Origin of the sequence: Acinetobacter rathckeae, assembly GCF_015627125.1 — a bacterium.
GTDB classification, from domain to species: domain Bacteria; phylum Pseudomonadota; class Gammaproteobacteria; order Pseudomonadales; family Moraxellaceae; genus Acinetobacter; species Acinetobacter rathckeae.
The window spans coordinates 32950-49021 of record NZ_VTDO01000003.1 but is presented as its reverse complement, the minus strand read 5'-3'; the positions used below and the strand labels follow the sequence as shown (position 1 = coordinate 49021).

General features: G+C 40.4%; 12 protein-coding genes and 4 tRNA genes. 14 read left to right on the top strand and 2 right to left on the bottom strand.

Annotated elements, in window-relative coordinates:
• Positions 1-262 precede the first annotated feature (262 nt).
• The 11 genes from trpA to I2F31_RS05785 all read left to right on the top strand — a co-directional run bounded on the left by trpA (position 263) and on the right by I2F31_RS05785 (position 9586).
• A complete protein-coding gene (gene trpA, locus I2F31_RS05835; RefSeq protein ID WP_195773626.1) occupies positions 263-1063 on the top strand; it encodes a tryptophan synthase subunit alpha in 801 nt (266 codons plus the stop codon).
• 2 nt (positions 1064-1065) lie between these two features.
• Positions 1066-1962 carry an acetyl-CoA carboxylase, carboxyltransferase subunit beta gene (gene accD / locus I2F31_RS05830; RefSeq protein WP_195769354.1) on the top strand — a complete coding sequence of 299 codons (897 nt, stop codon included), beginning with the start codon at positions 1066-1068 and terminating at the stop codon, positions 1960-1962.
• Positions 1959-3242, top strand: a complete 1284-nt coding sequence (gene folC, locus I2F31_RS05825) for a bifunctional tetrahydrofolate synthase/dihydrofolate synthase (RefSeq protein ID WP_195769353.1) — start codon at positions 1959-1961, stop codon at positions 3240-3242. The genes accD and folC overlap by 4 nt, the downstream gene beginning before the upstream one ends.
• Positions 3229-4290 (top strand): SPOR domain-containing protein, encoded by a 1062-nt coding sequence (locus tag I2F31_RS05820; protein ID WP_195773625.1) that lies wholly within the window; start codon positions 3229-3231, stop codon positions 4288-4290. Before folC ends, I2F31_RS05820 begins: the two co-directional genes overlap by 14 nt.
• Positions 4291-4497: 207 nt before the next feature.
• Positions 4498-7197: a preprotein translocase subunit SecA gene (gene secA, locus I2F31_RS05815; RefSeq protein WP_195769351.1), complete on the top strand. Its 2700-nt coding sequence runs from the start codon at positions 4498-4500 to the stop codon at positions 7195-7197.
• A 118-nt stretch (positions 7198-7315) separates the two neighbouring features.
• Complete coding sequence (locus I2F31_RS05810; protein WP_228285127.1) at positions 7316-7678, top strand: hypothetical protein; 363 nt, start codon at positions 7316-7318, stop codon at positions 7676-7678.
• A 69-nt stretch (positions 7679-7747) separates the two neighbouring features.
• Entirely contained in the window at positions 7748-8968 is a 1221-nt protein-coding gene (gene argJ / locus I2F31_RS05805; RefSeq protein WP_195769350.1) for a bifunctional glutamate N-acetyltransferase/amino-acid acetyltransferase ArgJ, read from the top strand.
• A 233-nt stretch (positions 8969-9201) separates the two neighbouring features.
• A tRNA-Pro gene (locus I2F31_RS05800) sits at positions 9202-9278 on the top strand.
• 41 nt (positions 9279-9319) lie between these two features.
• A tRNA-Arg gene (locus I2F31_RS05795) sits at positions 9320-9396 on the top strand.
• A 32-nt stretch (positions 9397-9428) separates the two neighbouring features.
• A tRNA-His gene (locus tag I2F31_RS05790) sits at positions 9429-9504 on the top strand.
• Between the two features lie 5 nt (positions 9505-9509).
• Positions 9510-9586: transfer RNA gene (locus I2F31_RS05785), tRNA-Pro, on the top strand.
• Between the two features lie 834 nt (positions 9587-10420).
• Here I2F31_RS05785 and I2F31_RS05780 read toward each other — a convergent pair.
• Together I2F31_RS05780 and I2F31_RS05775 are read right to left on the bottom strand one after the other, a co-directional pair.
• Positions 10421-11443: a phage portal protein gene (locus tag I2F31_RS05780; protein ID WP_195773623.1), complete on the bottom strand. Its 1023-nt coding sequence runs from the start codon at positions 11441-11443 to the stop codon at positions 10421-10423.
• On the bottom strand, positions 11440-13212 hold the full coding sequence (locus I2F31_RS05775) for a terminase large subunit domain-containing protein (protein WP_195773621.1): 1773 nt from the start codon (positions 13210-13212) through the stop codon (positions 11440-11442). The genes I2F31_RS05780 and I2F31_RS05775 overlap by 4 nt, the downstream gene beginning before the upstream one ends.
• 178 nt (positions 13213-13390) lie before the next feature.
• Here I2F31_RS05775 and I2F31_RS05770 point away from each other — a divergent pair, with 178 nt between their 5' ends.
• The 3 genes from I2F31_RS05770 to gpM are packed head-to-tail and all read left to right on the top strand — an operon-like array spanning position 13391 to position 15987.
• Positions 13391-14206: a GPO family capsid scaffolding protein gene (locus I2F31_RS05770; RefSeq protein ID WP_195773619.1), complete on the top strand. Its 816-nt coding sequence runs from the start codon at positions 13391-13393 to the stop codon at positions 14204-14206.
• A 33-nt stretch (positions 14207-14239) separates the two neighbouring features.
• Positions 14240-15253 (top strand): phage major capsid protein, P2 family, encoded by a 1014-nt coding sequence (locus I2F31_RS05765; RefSeq protein WP_195773617.1) that lies wholly within the window; start codon positions 14240-14242, stop codon positions 15251-15253.
• Positions 15254-15255: 2 nt separating this feature from the next.
• Positions 15256-15987, top strand: a complete 732-nt coding sequence (gene gpM / locus I2F31_RS05760) for a phage terminase small subunit (RefSeq protein WP_195773615.1) — start codon at positions 15256-15258, stop codon at positions 15985-15987.
• Positions 15988-16072 lie beyond the last annotated feature (85 nt).

Below are 16072 nucleotides of genomic sequence, written 5' to 3'. Positions count from 1 at the left end.
TTTATTTTCTTTTTACCATGTTTTTGTACAAAATGAGATGAATGCTAAAAAACAAAAATGAAAAAAAAGATATCTTTGATCATTGAGAAAAAAAATGAAATATTGATTAATGTAGGCTTGAGTTTTCACAAGTTTTTACTTCATTCAATGAAGTGATTTGGCTGACTGTGCAAGGCATAAAAAATAGCGTTACAATGGGTTGTGCTTCAAACAACATCAAGTAACTCATTCTATTTAAAACTATGCAAGGGAAATCACCATTATGAGTCGTCTCGCTCAACGTTTTGACCAGCTTAAATCTCAGCAACGCAAAGCACTAGTCTCTTATGTCATGGCTGGTGATCCACAGCCTGAAGTGACTGTTGGCTTGCTACATCAAATGGTTGATGCTGGTGTAGATGTACTTGAGCTAGGGTTGCCATTTTCAGACCCTATGGCAGATGGTCCAGTCATTGCTTTGGCTGCAGAGCGCGCACTTGCAGGTGGTACAAGTACACTTCATGTCTTGGACATGGTGAAACAATTTCGTGAAAACGATTCAGAGACGCCTGTAGTACTCATGGGCTATTTAAACCCGATTGAAGTGATTGGCTACGAAAAGTTTGTAAGCCAAGCACAGCAAAGCGGTGTAGATGGTATTTTATTGGTGGATCTACCACCTGAAGAAGCCTACGAATTTAATCAAATTTTAAAACAGCACGGTCTAGACCAAATCTTTTTACTTGCACCAACATCGAAAGATGAGCGAGTTGCTCATGTTGTTAAACAAGCCAGTGGTTTTATTTACTACGTATCACTTAAAGGTGTAACAGGTGCGGCAACGCTTGATGTAGATGCGGCAGCACAGCGTATTGCCTATATACAACAGCAAACAGATATTCCTGTAGGTGTGGGTTTTGGTATTCATGATGCAGCATCTGCAAAAGCCATGGGTGCTGTGGCAGATGCCGTGATTGTGGGCAGTGTATTGGTGAAGCCTTTTGCAACACTATCTATTGAACAAGCCACTTTGCAAACGATTAATAAAGTTAAGGAGCTTCGAGCTGCGCTCGATGAACAGTAAGTATGAGTCAAGAAGTAAAACCTGCAAAGGTACTAACCCCAAATACGCCGTGGACAGAACGATCTGTACCAGGGGTTTATGTACTGACTGAGCAAGAAACCTTTAAGTCATCGTTTACAGAACCAACGGTTGAATGTCCTGAGTGCCATGCATTAACCACACGTACAGCGATGGCCTTTAATGCTTATGTTTGCCCACAATGTGACGAGCATTTACGCATGAAAGCACGTGAGCGATTAAACTGGTTCTTTGATCAAGTCGATGCAGAGCTTGGCCAAAACTATGTTGCAAAAGACCCGCTAAAATTTGTAGACAGCAAGCCATATACAGAGCGTATGCTAGATGCACAAAAGAAAACAGGTGAGTCAGAAGCTTTAGTGGTGTTACAAGGCCACATTAAAAATATTGCCATGACCGCATGTGCTTTTGAGTTTGACTTTATGGGTGGCTCAATGGGTACAGTTGTTGGTGACCGCTTTGTGCAAGCTGCTGAAAGTGCGATTGAAAAGAAACAACCTTTGATCTGTTTTGCAGCTTCTGGTGGTGCACGTATGCAAGAAGGCATGCTGTCACTCATGCAAATGGCAAGAACATCTGCTGCCATTGAAAAAGTAAAAGAAGCTGGCTTACCTTACATTGTTGTACTCACTCACCCTGTGTATGGTGGTGTGACGGCATCACTTGCAATGCTGGGTGATGTACATCTTGCTGAACCTAAAGCCATGATTGGTTTTGCGGGCAAACGTGTGATTGAACAAACAGTACGTGAAAAGTTAGAAGAACCGTTCCAACGTGCAGAGTATTTGCTTGATCATGGTGTGGTCGATCAAATTGTTCATCGTCACTCATTACGTGATACTGTATATCGTATTGTTGGTAAATTGATGAACGTAAATTGAACATAGCCTCACCTTTAAGTACAGATGATCTGATGACATGGCTCAACTATTGGGGCCGTGTTCATGTTACAGGTATAGACCTTGGTTTAGAGCGGGTTTTACCTGTAGCAGAAAAACTTGCCATTACCAAGCCTCAAGCCAAAGTTATTACTGTGGCAGGAACCAATGGTAAAGGTTCAACCACTACTATCATTGCACAAATTCTAAAGCATGCAGGGTATCGTGTGGGGCTTTACCAATCACCACATATTTACCGTTTTAATGAGCGTGTGAAAATATCTGGTGTTGAGGCAACAGATGCAGAGTTAGTAGAGGCTTTTGTTGCTGTAGACCAAGCACGTAGAGATTGTGGATTAAGCTTATCATTTTTTGAAGCGACAACATTGGCGGCATTTTTAGTATTTAGCCAACGCCAATGTGATGTTTTAGTCCTGGAAATCGGTCTAGGGGGTCGTTTAGATGTCGTTAATATTATAGATCCAGATGTTGCTGTCATTACTAATATCGGACTTGACCATATAGACTGGTTAGGTGACACGATTGAGAAAATTGCCAAAGAAAAAGCAGGCATTATTCGTCCAAATATTCCAACCATATTTGCAGGGCAACAAGCCTTGCCACAGGCAATACAAGAGAAAGCCAGTGTATGCCAAGCACCGTTATATTGTTATAACCGTGACTTTTTTTACCAAGAAAATAGCACCACATGGACATTTTCAACGCCTGCGACCACTTTAGCATTACCCAAAGGGAAGCTGGCTGTACACAATGCGGCAACTGCTGTGGCTACCGTTGCTGTGAGTGGCTTAAATGTCAGTGATGAAGCGATTGCTGCAGGTGTACTGGAAGCAAATATTGCAGGGCGTTTTGAAATTGTAGCGGTTGAGGGCAAGACTGTGATTCTCGATGCAGGGCATAACCCGCACGGTGTAGCTTTTTTGTTACAGCAACTCAATACATTCTTAAAGCAAAACACTCAATACACAGAAGTGGTCAGTGTCTTTTCCATGCTTACAGATAAAGACATTGATGCAGTGATAACTCAATTAAAGCCTCGTATTTCATCATGGCATATTGCCGCACTTAACACACCACGGGCGGCACCGATTCAGAAAATTCAAGTTGCTTTAGAGGACCAAACGGTCTATGTTTCTGAAAATATTCAACACGCCTTTCAAAAAGCATTACAGACTTTACAATCACATCAGATTATACTTGTGTGTGGTTCGTTTCACACTTTAGAAACGGTTTGGGAGTCTATAGCACATGTCCATGAATAATAAACAACGTTGGATGGGTGGCGTTGTTCTGCTTGGCGGCGGAACATTACTTGCAGCATTACTTTTTAAGGGTGCACATGAAATTAAAGAAAATCATACGCCAGAAAATGTAAAACCAGTACAACAAACAGTGATTGTACCAAAGGTAAATACGCCTGCTCAGCCTGAAGAAATGCAGTCACTGCAACCTGTTACAGTAGATATTGAAACAGAAAAACGCTTACTTGAAGAGCAAAAACGGGCAAGAGAAAAAGCCATTGCAGAGCAAGAAGCAAAAACACAAAAATATCTAGCGCAACAACAACAGGCAGAAGCGGCCGCTGCGAAAAAAGCTGCCCAAGAGTACGCACAAATTAATGCCCGTCGTGCCAAAGAGCAAGCGGCTGTAGACATGCCGCCAGAAGTGACAGATAAGCCAAATCAACAAACATTAGATGAAAAAAAACAAGCCCTTGAAGCTAAGAAAAAAGCAGATTTAGAGAAAAAAATAGCAGATAAAAAACAAGCAGATGCTGCGGAAAAGGAACGCAAACGTAAAGAACTTGAAGATGTAAAAAAAGCAGAGCAAGAACTGAAGAAGAAAGCTGAGCGAGAGCAGGCTAAACGTGATCATGATGAAAAGGTCAAATTGCAACAAGCACAAGAAGCTAAGCAAAAAGACAAAGAAAAGTCACAGGTAGATGCAGATACGGTTAAACATAAAGTTGAGCAAAGTCATAGCCAAACAGAGCATGAATTAGATCAAAAGAAAAAAGCCGATGCTGATAAAGCACGTGAAATGATGAAAGATGAAGGTGATCATAAGAAATGGATGGTGCAGGTTGCATTGGCTGCCAATCAGGCTAATGCAGATGCCATTATTGCCAAGCTTAAAGCGAAAGGATATAAAATTACAACCAGTCCAACGTCAAAAGGTATCCGTATCATGGTTGGGCCGAGTAAAAATAAAGAGCGTGCCGATACATTACGTAAAAAAATTCAAGCAGATGAAAGCTTAAATATGCCATCTGCTTGGGTGAATGAGTGGGTACCATTGGAAGATCGCTAATAGAAAAGTGAGCATGTTACACACCAAATAAACGACATGGCCTTATGGTGGTGCTGATGAATCTATCAAAATAGGCAAAAATTCGCGTAATTTTGACAATAAAGTCAGAGTTTTTGTGCAAAAAACTTGTACTTCCAAAAACTAACACCATAATAAACATTAACGACAAACATTTATTTTGAACTAGCCAAAATTAGAGAGTGATTCATGTTGGAAAGTCTGATCGGAGGTATCTTCGGTACTAAAAATGAGCGAGAGCTCAAACGTATGCGTAAAATTGTAGATAAAATTAATGCGCTCGAACCGACGATCTCTGCGCTCAGTGATGCAGAACTATCGGCAAAAACACAAGACTTTAAACAGCGTTACCAAAATGGTAAAACGTTAGACAGTTTTTTACCAGAAGCGTTTGCCGTTTGCCGAGAGGCTGCCAAACGTATTATGGGGATGCGTCACTATGACGTGCAACTGATCGGTGGTATTACCCTGCATGAAGGCAAAATTGCTGAAATGCGTACAGGTGAGGGTAAAACACTGATGGGTACCTTGGCGTGTTACTTAAATGCGTTAAGTGGCGAAGGTGTACATGTCATCACTGTCAATGATTACCTTGCACAGCGTGATGCAGAGCTGAACCGCCCATTGTTTGAGTTTCTAGGCCTAACCGTTGGCACAATTTACTCTATGCAAGCCCCAGATGAAAAAGCACATGCCTACGCTGCTGACATCACTTATGGTACGAACAATGAGTTTGGTTTTGATTACCTACGTGACAACATGGTGTTCTCATTTGCAGAGAAAAAACAACGTGGCCTAAGCTATGCCATTATTGATGAAGTCGATTCCATCTTAATTGATGAAGCACGTACCCCACTCATTATTTCTGGGCAGAGTGAAGACTCATCACAATTGTATGCAGCAATCAATGCGATTCCACCAAAACTCCACCCACAAAAAGAAGAAAAAGTGGCAGATGGTGGTCACTTCTGGATTGATGAGAAACAACGCTCAGTAGAAATGACTGAAATAGGTTATGAAACAGTTGAAAAAGAACTGATTGCCATGGGCTTGCTCGATGAAGGTGATACTTTATATTCAGCAACCAATTTAAACCTTGTACACCATGTATCTGCTGCTATTCGTGCCCATTTCTTATTCCAAAAAGACGTACAATACATTATTCATGATGGTGAAATTGTCATCGTAGATGAGCATACAGGCCGAACCATGCCGGGCCGTCGTTGGTCAGAAGGTTTGCATCAGGCGGTTGAGGCTAAAGAAAAATTAGAAATTCAGCCAGAAAACCAAACATTGGCAACCACAACATTCCAAAACTACTTCCGTCTTTATAAAAAACTTTCAGGCATGACAGGTACAGCAGACACTGAAGCCTCTGAAATGAAAGAAATTTATGGCTTAGATGTTGTACTTATTCCAACGCATCGCCCAATGATTCGTAAAGACTTAAACGATTTAATTTACCTAAACCGCAATGGTAAATACGATGCGATTGTTGCAGAAATTAAACGTATTCAAGAAACCAAAGCGCCAATTTTGGTGGGTACAGCAACGATTGAATCTAGTGAAATTTTATCGCATAAAATGACACAAGCCGGCATTAAACATGAGGTGTTGAATGCCAAACAACATGAAAGAGAAGCTGATATTATTGCCCAAGCAGGTAGCTTAGGTGCAGTAACCATTGCTACAAACATGGCTGGTCGTGGTACAGATATTTTGCTGGGTGGTAACTGGAAAGTAAAACTCGCTAAAATTGAAAATCCAACAGCTGAAGACGAAGCGCGACTCAAAGAGCAATGGCAACTTGACCATGAAGCAGTTTTAGATGCGGGTGGTCTACATATTATTGGTTCAGAGCGTCATGAATCTCGTCGTATCGATAACCAATTACGTGGCCGTGCAGGTCGTCAAGGTGACCCGGGCTTATCACGCTTTTACTTGTCACTAGAAGATGACCTTATGCGTATCTTTGCAGGTGACCGTGTTATTGCCATGATGCGAGCAATGGGCCTCAAAGAAGATGAAGCTATTGAACATAAAATGGTGAGTCGCTCGATTGAAAATGCACAACGTAAAGTAGAAGCACGTAACTTTGATATACGTAAAAACCTACTGAAGTATGATGATGTGAATAACGAACAGCGTAAAATCATCTACTCGCAACGTGATGAAATTTTGGTTGAAGAGTCACTACAGAACTATCTAGAAGAAATGCATCAAGAAGTGATGACAGGTTTTATTGCTACCTTTATACCACCAGAATCTATTCATGATCAGTGGGATATTGAAGGCTTGGAAACAGCATTACGTACAGACTTACACATCGACTTACCAATTCAACAATGGTTAGATGATGACCGTAGATTGGATGAAGAAGGTCTAGTAAGACGTATTAGTGATGAAGTCTTGACACGCTACCGAGATCGTCGCCAGAACATGGGTACAGAGATGGCTACTGTACTTGAGCGTAACTACACATTAAACGCTTTAGATCGCCACTGGAAAGAGCACCTCGCTGCAATGGATTACTTGCGTCAAGGTATTCATTTAAGAGGTTATGCTCAAAAGAACCCAGAACAAGAGTATAAAAAAGAAGCATTTAATCTATTTGTAAATATGCTTGGTGTGATCAAAAGTGACATTATTAATGACTTGTCTACAGTCCGAGTTCCTTCACCAGAAGAAATGGCAGCACTTGAAGCACAACAGCAAAACAGTGAATTGGTTTTTGAGCATGACAGTGTTGATGGACTCACAGGTACAGTTACTCAAGATAATGCAGTATCAGAGGTAGAGCCTGAAGAAACTGTTGTGCCTACCAGTCGTAATGCACCATGCCCATGTGGTTCGGGTTTGAAGTACAAACAATGCCACGGCAAAATCTAAAATAGCCTTTTACAAAAGCAGAACAAGAGTTCTGCTTTTTTGTATTTATTAGGTCATTACAGGTACTAAAATTGAATAGAAATTTTGCTATAGTAATCAGTAATACAACAGAGATAATATGACGATGAAAATAAAACATGGCCTTATGGCTTCTTTAATCATGGCATCTACAGTGGCGATTGCTGCACCTACAGAACCATTCACAACAACAGTAGGTAATGTAAAAGCGGCTATGGGGCCTCAATTGGCCGAAGTCAGCTCAAAAGGCAATACACTCACAATTATTAGTCCACGTACAGGGATTAGTTACACACTAGATAACACCGAAGGACGTAGCGTGATTCTACAAACAGATGCTATTGCAGCAGCAAATAATGTCACGGCCAAAAAAATCATTGCCCAAAATCCTGCGGTATCACAGACAAGTCAACTCAGTGCAGAAAAAGCACTTATTGATATGTCTGCACAGTTAAATCCATAAAATTAATAGGTTGGGTAAGTATTTACCCAATATTAAACTCTCTTTATTTGTCATATATTAGGAAACATCATGGCGGTTGGCGATATACACATACCACAAATGCAAGCAGTTAAAGGCTTAAAAATAGGCTCTACACAAGCGTATGTTCGCTATCCAAATCGACGCGATCTAGTTATCTTTGAGTTTTCAGAAGGCACACATGTTGCAGGTATTTTTACTCAAAATGCTTTTTGTGCAGCCCCTGTTCATGTATGTAAAAAACATCTGAATATTGAAAATAGTCGTTACTTGATTATCAATACAGGAAATGCAAATGCAGGTACAGGTGCAGAGGGTATGAAAAATGCCTATGCCATGTGTGAAGCTGTTGCAAAAGAAACTGGTGTTAAAACCGAGCAAGTCCTGCCATTTTCAACGGGTGTGATTGGTGAGCAACTCCCAATTGATCGAATTACTCAAGCGGTTAAGCCTGCATTAGACACTCTAAATCAAAATGCATGGTTAGATGCAGCTCACGGCATTATGACCACAGACACCATCCCTAAAGGTGCATCTACACAAATTGAGCTTGATGGTATTATTTATAACATGACTGGCATCAGCAAAGGTGCGGGCATGATTCGACCAAATATGGCAACCATGCTTAGTTTTGTTGTCACAGATATTCCAATAAGCAAAACATTAGTACAACAGCTACTTAAAGAATCAGCAGACCAATCTTTTAACCGTATTACTGTAGATGGCGATACATCAACCAATGATTCATGCATTTTTGCGGCAACAGGTCAAGGTGGTGGGCAAGAAATTCAAACAGAGCAAGATCCAAGATATGTGTTAGTAAAAGAAAAACTCTTTGAAATTATGAAGCGTCTAGCACACCTGATTGTGAGAGATGGAGAAGGTGCGACTAAATTTATTACCGTAGATGTAAAAGGTGGTAAAACAACACAAGAATGTTGTGATGTGGCGTACAGCATTGCACATTCACCCTTAGTGAAAACAGCCCTTTTTGCATCAGACCCAAATTGGGGGCGTATTTTATGTGCGATAGGGTACGCGAATATTACCGAACTTGATGTCGAAAAAGTGCAAGTTTGGCTTGATGAAGTACAAATTTGTGAAAATGGTGGTCGGGCACATAGATATACTGAAGAAGAAGGTGTTCGTGTCATGTCAAAACCAGAGTTAACGATTCATGTTGATCTGGGGCGAGGAGATGCTCAGGACATCGTTTATACCTGTGATTTATCATATGACTACGTTAAAATTAACGCAGACTATAGATCATAATTGAACATAAACAACCAAGAAATTTTATATATTTATCTAAAGTTTCTTGGTTGTTAGATTTTAAGTTGTTGAAATGAATAAAAATAGAACAAAAAATGCAAAGTATGATGAATAAATGTTCTATTAACTAAATAAAGTGCTTTTTTTTAAATATATAGCTTGACCTAATGCAACTCCAAGCATAGAATGCACACCGTACCGCACGATGTGTAGTACGAAAAGCTGAGAATAATCGGAGCATAGCACAGCCTGGTAGTGCACCTGGTTTGGGACCAGGGGGTCGTAGGTTCGAATCCTACTGCTCCGACCAAAAATCGGCAGAGTATAGATACTTTAAATAGTATCAGTTATGCGCCTGTAGCTCAGTTGGATAGAGCATCCGCCTTCTAAGCGGATGGTCACAGGTTCGAATCCTGTCAGGCGCACCATAGTTGTCTGGTAGGTAAGAACAACCGTTATGGTGGATGTAGCTCAGTTGGTAGAGCCCCGGATTGTGATTCCGGTTGTCGTGGGTTCGAGCCCCATCATTCACCCCAATTTACGGAGCATAGCACAGCCTGGTAGTGCACCTGGTTTGGGACCAGGGGGTCGTAGGTTCGAATCCTACTGCTCCGACCAAGTATATAAAAATCAAGAGTTTAGCGTGCTAAGCTCTTTTTTTGTGCCTGAAAAAAAGAACAAATAATTATGCTTATAGACTGTATTAATGAGAAAGTCTTTCATACCAATATGAGAGTTTCCATTCCCATTTCATTCCCACGAAAAGTACCAAGTTAGATGAAAAAATAAGCAAAACATAGATTTTATATTTTTTTATAGAATTTCTAGGGTAGTCATTTTTAGAGGTAATAAAGTAATATTTTTATAATTAACATTTAATATCAATAAGATATAGATATATACTCAAGTAAGAATTAGGTAATATTTAAGTAATAAGTTACTGTATAAAAAGGTGATGATGTTAATAATTTACTATTAATAAAAACAATGAGTTATAAAATATTACTTCTGATATTACAAAAAATTACATCTGTTGGTAATATGATTTATATATATTTTTCAGCAACTTATATATTGATATTACTTTATTACCTCAAAATTGATTTAGGTCATAGAAAAATACATTTTTATGTTCGATGGTATTTATCAAGAACATATATATTTACTGTTTTTGTAAAAATGTATTTCCATAGTGAAATGCAGTATTCAATTTTCAAAAATAATTACTGTAATCCTTACAGATCATGGTGTTTCGACATATAGCTCATAGTGGTTTGTGCTGTAGTAGAATTGCATCAGTTAGAGGAACCGCAGGTGGGTGGGCAACTGCGCTCGGCTGGGGTAGGTATTGTCATTTCGATCATGTCTTCCAAATAGCTGTAAAATTGAAAGCAAAAAAATCCCCATCTTTTTGATGGGGATTTTAAAGTTATATTTACATCATATAAAAGATTAAGAAGTCCCTTTCAAATCATAATATCTAAAACTAATCACCTCATCACCAGCCCACTCATTAATCTGCATGAGTCTTGATTGAAGCGGTACAATTTCATTTTGATAAAAGACTTGTGCTGCGTCTGTAATTGAACCAAAGCCACCTGTATTATTTGGCACAATACCCATCAGCTGCGGTGGTACACGAAGCGATGCCAAAATATCGTCACGAGTAATGCCTTTAATACTTGCAAAGTCATCTTTGGCTGCAATTTCAGAAATCGGCATAATTTGAATACCATCTTTTTGCCCATTGGGTGAGTAAAAAAATAGATTCCTAAAGTTCCCTGGCCCCTTGCTATCTTTCATGGCCGTTCTGAGAGCATTAATATCGTTTGGATCTTGAGATGCACCTGTCACATACATCACAAAGCCTGCATGTGAACCATTGTTATAGTATTTTCTACGAAATAATGTGGCAGACTCGTTGAGTAGGGCACTTTGTAATGTGCTGATATATTCAGGTGAGCCATATAGCTCTTGGTCGATATCCGTTTCACGAATATGGCAAATACTGTCTAACTCAAAAATCCAATCGTCCACACCATCATAATTATTATTGATTAAATAAAACTGGTCGTCTTTACCCACACGGGTGTATTTGGCCAATGATGGTTTATATTCAATAGTACTGCCCAATCGAGATTTTACATTTTCTAAATAGGCATTGCCCGACCAAATAAAATCAAGGGCAATTTGCTCAAAGGCTTTTCGTTTAAGCAAAGGGTGGGGCTTAAATAGGTTGGCCAAAAAATTCCGCTTAAATACAATGCCGCTGCTTAAATATGGGTTAGATCGAAACGATTTTGACAATCCAGTCATACTCACTTGTGGCTCATAATAACGACCATTGAACCAGCACTCAAAATAATCTGATAAATCATGGCCATCAAGTACAGGTACAGGGTCGCCAAAGGTAAACGCTTCAGGTGACACCTGCTGAGTCATATGTGCTGTTGGTTCTGTGATAATGTCGGTCATGATGAAAATTCCAAGTAAGATTTATTTGATGTGCTTTGACCTTCAAGCGGTTCATTGTGTACGGCATGCATGAGTGCCCAAGCGAGATCGGCATGTCCTGTGGCTTCTGAACGTCCTGCGGTAAAGGTCATTTTTTGTTGGCTGGCGGTCATGGTTTTTTGAATACTCATGAGCGATTGGCTTAAATCAGTAAAACCATTGTCGTACTCGAGGCGTTCTTTGCGAATCACATCTTGCAACTTAAACACCAGCATGGCTTTCACTTCAGGTGAATAACTAAACTCGGTGAGATTTGGGAAGAACTGTTTTACTAACTGAGCCACGCCCGTTCCCATACCTGTGCTATCAATGCCGATGTACGTCACGTTGTAGCGAAGGGTGATTTGTCGAATAAACTCCGCTTGTGCTGCGAAGTCATCACCTTTAAGTTGGTGACGTTCTAATACTCTAAATTTATCAGTTGGATTTTCAGGCGGTGCGACTACGACTAAGCCTGCACTATCGCCATTTAAAGCAGGGTCATAACCAATCCATACAGGGCGATTACCAAAAGGCCGAGTATGAAATGGCTTGTAAATCGCTTCCCATTTTTCCCAACTATCGACCATGCATTTTTGAAGCATTTCTAATGGGAAAATAGATAAGCTGTCATCAACAAACTCACACATAAATAGATTGGCAAACTCATCAACTGAATACTCAAAACGCAACTCATCAATATTAAACAAGTTACAGCCTGAGGCTTTCGCATCTAAAACAGTCACAATATGTCGCCACATTCTATCCTCACACAAATGACCATTTTTTAAATTGTCATGTGAAGTATCAACATTGAGTTGTTGGTCTTTGGCTCTGCGTTTGTTAAAGCGTTCACCTGTCCAGAAGTCATAGGCTTGATGGGTAATGGTAGACGGTGTGGAAAAATAAGTTTTACGCCATTTTTCATGTACAGACATTGCTGAAGCGACTTTATTCAGCTCATTAAATCCATACGTCCAAAAGAACTCATCAAAATATAAATTGCCATGATGCCCCTGAGCGGTTCGTGAATTTGTGCCTAAAAATGTCAGGCTTGCACCATTGGATAAAATAATCGGATCGCCTGTCAGCTCAACACCGCATGCTTCAAATGCAAATGATTTGATGTAACCTTTAAAAATATGAGCTTGAAACTTAGATGCAGATAAAAAGATTTGATTACGTCCTGTTTGTAATGCATCGACCAGTGCTTCACGAGCAAAATACCACGTTGCCCCAATCTGACGGCTTTTGAGAATGACCCGTGTCCGTTGGTTCATTTCTCGATACCACTGGTGTTGATAGTCAAATAAACTATCTTCAAAAAATGCAATCAACTGCTCAATTTGTTCATGATCAAAGTGATTGGCCTCTTTTTTACGTGGTGCTTCATTTCGTTTACGCAGGTTCGGGTTTAAATCCGATTCACCACCGCCATTTCTGAATTTCTCAACACGAGCAAACCGCTCATACTGACGCATCAGTAAATCAATTTCCTTGCTGTCACCACTGGTTTTTTTATTTTTTAAAATTAAGGTCATTAAGCGAATGACTAAAGCATCTTCAATACGGTTTTCAGGCTTTTCTTTTTCCCATTCATCACGGGTTTTCCATGCTTGAACAGTACGCTCTTTTTCATCAAGGGCTTGAGCAATATCGACAATTTTCCAGCCTAGCCAGTATAAAAACTTGGCTTTGAGCTTGTTATCAGCAACTAATGCAAGGTTTGCAATCGGAGACAAGTCATTCATAAAAAAAACGTGCAATAAAAAATTATTGTCACATTGACAGCAAAAAATACTTGTCGCAGTCACTTTGAGTTGTATAACGCAGTTATACAACTCAAAGCCGTTGCGATGAATACGCTTTATTCATCATTCTGCACCTATTCAGCGATTGAACCGCTTTCATCTCAAATAGGTCAGCACAATGAGCAAAGACAACGAACAGAAAAAATATAAATCGGCATGGTTTCGAGTAGCCACCGCAGGTGACACCACAGATGGCCGAGAAATATCAGCCGAGTGGATTCAACAAATGGCACAAAGCTATAGCCCACAAACCTATGGTGCACGAATCAATGTAGAGCATATTCGTAGTGTTTTACCAGATAGCACATTCGGTGCATATGGTGATGTGACTGCCCTAAAAACTGAAAAAGTCACTGTGGATGGTGTAGAAAAAGACGCTCTTTTTGCTCAAATTCAGCCGAACCAAAACCTATTAGACCTCAACAAAAAAAATCAAAAAATCTATACATCGATTGAAGTCAATCCCAACTTTGCCAAAACAGGTAAGGCTTATTTAGTCGGTCTTGCGGTGACAGACTCACCAGCATCACTCGGTACAGAGCAGCTCAAGTTCGCTGCAGGTGCAAGTGTTAATCCACTGGCCTCTCGTAAACTTGACCCCGACAACCTATTTGCTGAGTCGCATGAAGTCACATTTGAGTTTACTGAAGAAAAGCAAAAAACCTCAATTATTGACACGGTGAAAAGCATGTTTAGCAAAACCAAAAGCGAAACAGAACAAAGCTTTTCACAAAACGAAGCAGCCATTTTAGAAATTGCACAACAAACAGCGAACCAAGGTCAAAGTGTAGACACGCTACAAACCGACTTCAATGCACTAAAAACAGAGTTTGATGCCTTTAAAGAACAGCTCAACACCACACCAGCCAAAGAGCCACGCCCAAAATCAACCAATAGTGTCTATAGCGAAGAAATAGGCGAAGTTGACTGCTAATCCCAATATTTAACATTAGAAGAGAGTAAACACATGCTTTTAGCAACCCAAAGAAAATTTAATATGAGCATGGCACACCTGGCCAAACTCAATGGTGTCGATTCAGTTGAAAAGAAGTTCACCGTTACGCCATCCATTCAGCAAAAATTAGAAGATAAAATCCAATTATCATCTGATTTTTTGAAGCAAATTAACGTTTTTTTGGTCGATGAGCAATCAGGTTCTGCCCTTGGTTTAGGCATTACTCGCCCGATTGCATCACGCACCAATACAGATGCACAAGATCGTCAAGCATCAGACCCAAGTGGTATGGATGAACGTGCTTACTTTTGCCGTCAAACTAACTTTGATACTGCGATTAAATATCGCAAGTTAGACCAATGGGCAAAATTCAAAGACTTTTACCCACGCTTGAGTGCCATGATCCAAAAACGTCAAGGTCTTGACCGTATCATGATTGGTCTTAACGGCACATCATATGCCACCAATACCGACATTGTGGCCAATCCAAAACTGCAAGATGTCAACAAGGGTTGGTTGCAAAAACAACGTGAAGAAAATCCTCAGCGAGTACTTAGCTCAGGCAAAGTTAATGCAGGGAAAATTACCATCGGAAAAACAGGGGACTATAAAAACCTTGATGCACTGGTGATGAACCTTGTCGATGAAATGATTGATGAAGTCCACCAAGACAACCCAGACCTTGTGGTGCTGTGTGGTCGTAAATTGCAATCAGACAAATACTTCCCACTGGTTAATAAAGACCAACCCAATACCGAATCCTTAGCGGCCGATATGATTATCAGCCAAAAACGTATGGGTAACTTGCCTGTCTATGCTGTGCCATTTTTCCCTGAAGGCACGATCTTAGTGACTACATTCGATAACTTGTCGATTTATGTGCAATCAGGTGCTCGTCGTCGTGCCGTGATTGACAACCCAAAACGTGACCAAATCGAAAACTTTGAATCATCTAATGAAGATTACTTCATTGAAGATTTAGGCTTGGCGGTGATGGCTGAAAACATTGTCTTAACAGAGGATTAAGCATGAACTTAGCCCGTCAACACTACCAAAAACATAGTGCAAAGGAGGAAGCCGCACAGGCTTCCGAATTTGGCAGTATGAAAAATGCCACGGCATACCAACAACTGCAGATGCAACTCAAAAGCGACCAAGCTCGCTTGAGCCAAGTGCAATCGACTTCACGTAAAGTCATGCTCAAACAAGATTTGATCGAAAACTATATGCCGTATGTCAACGGCATTTTAGAAGCCAAGCCTGCGGTAGACGATGAAATTGTCAGTCGCATGCTGATCTGGAGCATTGACATTGCCGACTACCAAAAAGCCTTAGAGATCGGTCACTACATGCTGACCGCTAAATTATCTTTACCTGATTCATTTAGCCGAAAAACAGCCACATTCATGACTGAGCAAATCGCAGATGATTTTCTTAAAGAGTTGAAAAATGGCAGTGAAGTTGACATCACAGTGCTACATCAACTTGAGCAACTCATTAATGATGAAAACATCGACATTAACGAGCGAGACATGCCAGAAGTGGTCAAAGCCAAGCTGTACTTGGCTTTGGGTAAAGCATCACTGGCCCTGGTAACGGCTGACACTGAACAAGACCTTGGGTTTGCAAATGATGCAAAGCGTTATTTAGACATCGCTATTGGCTTAGATGATAAATGCCGTGGCAAAACAGATCTCAATAATGCCACCAAACTCATTGAGCAGATCACACAAAACATGGCTACCTCACCCGTAGCTTAACGAGTGCCCAGCACCGCAAGGGCGAACAATGGTCGTGATCATACGACACAGTAAATCTTCATAGAACCATTGTTCCCACCCTTGC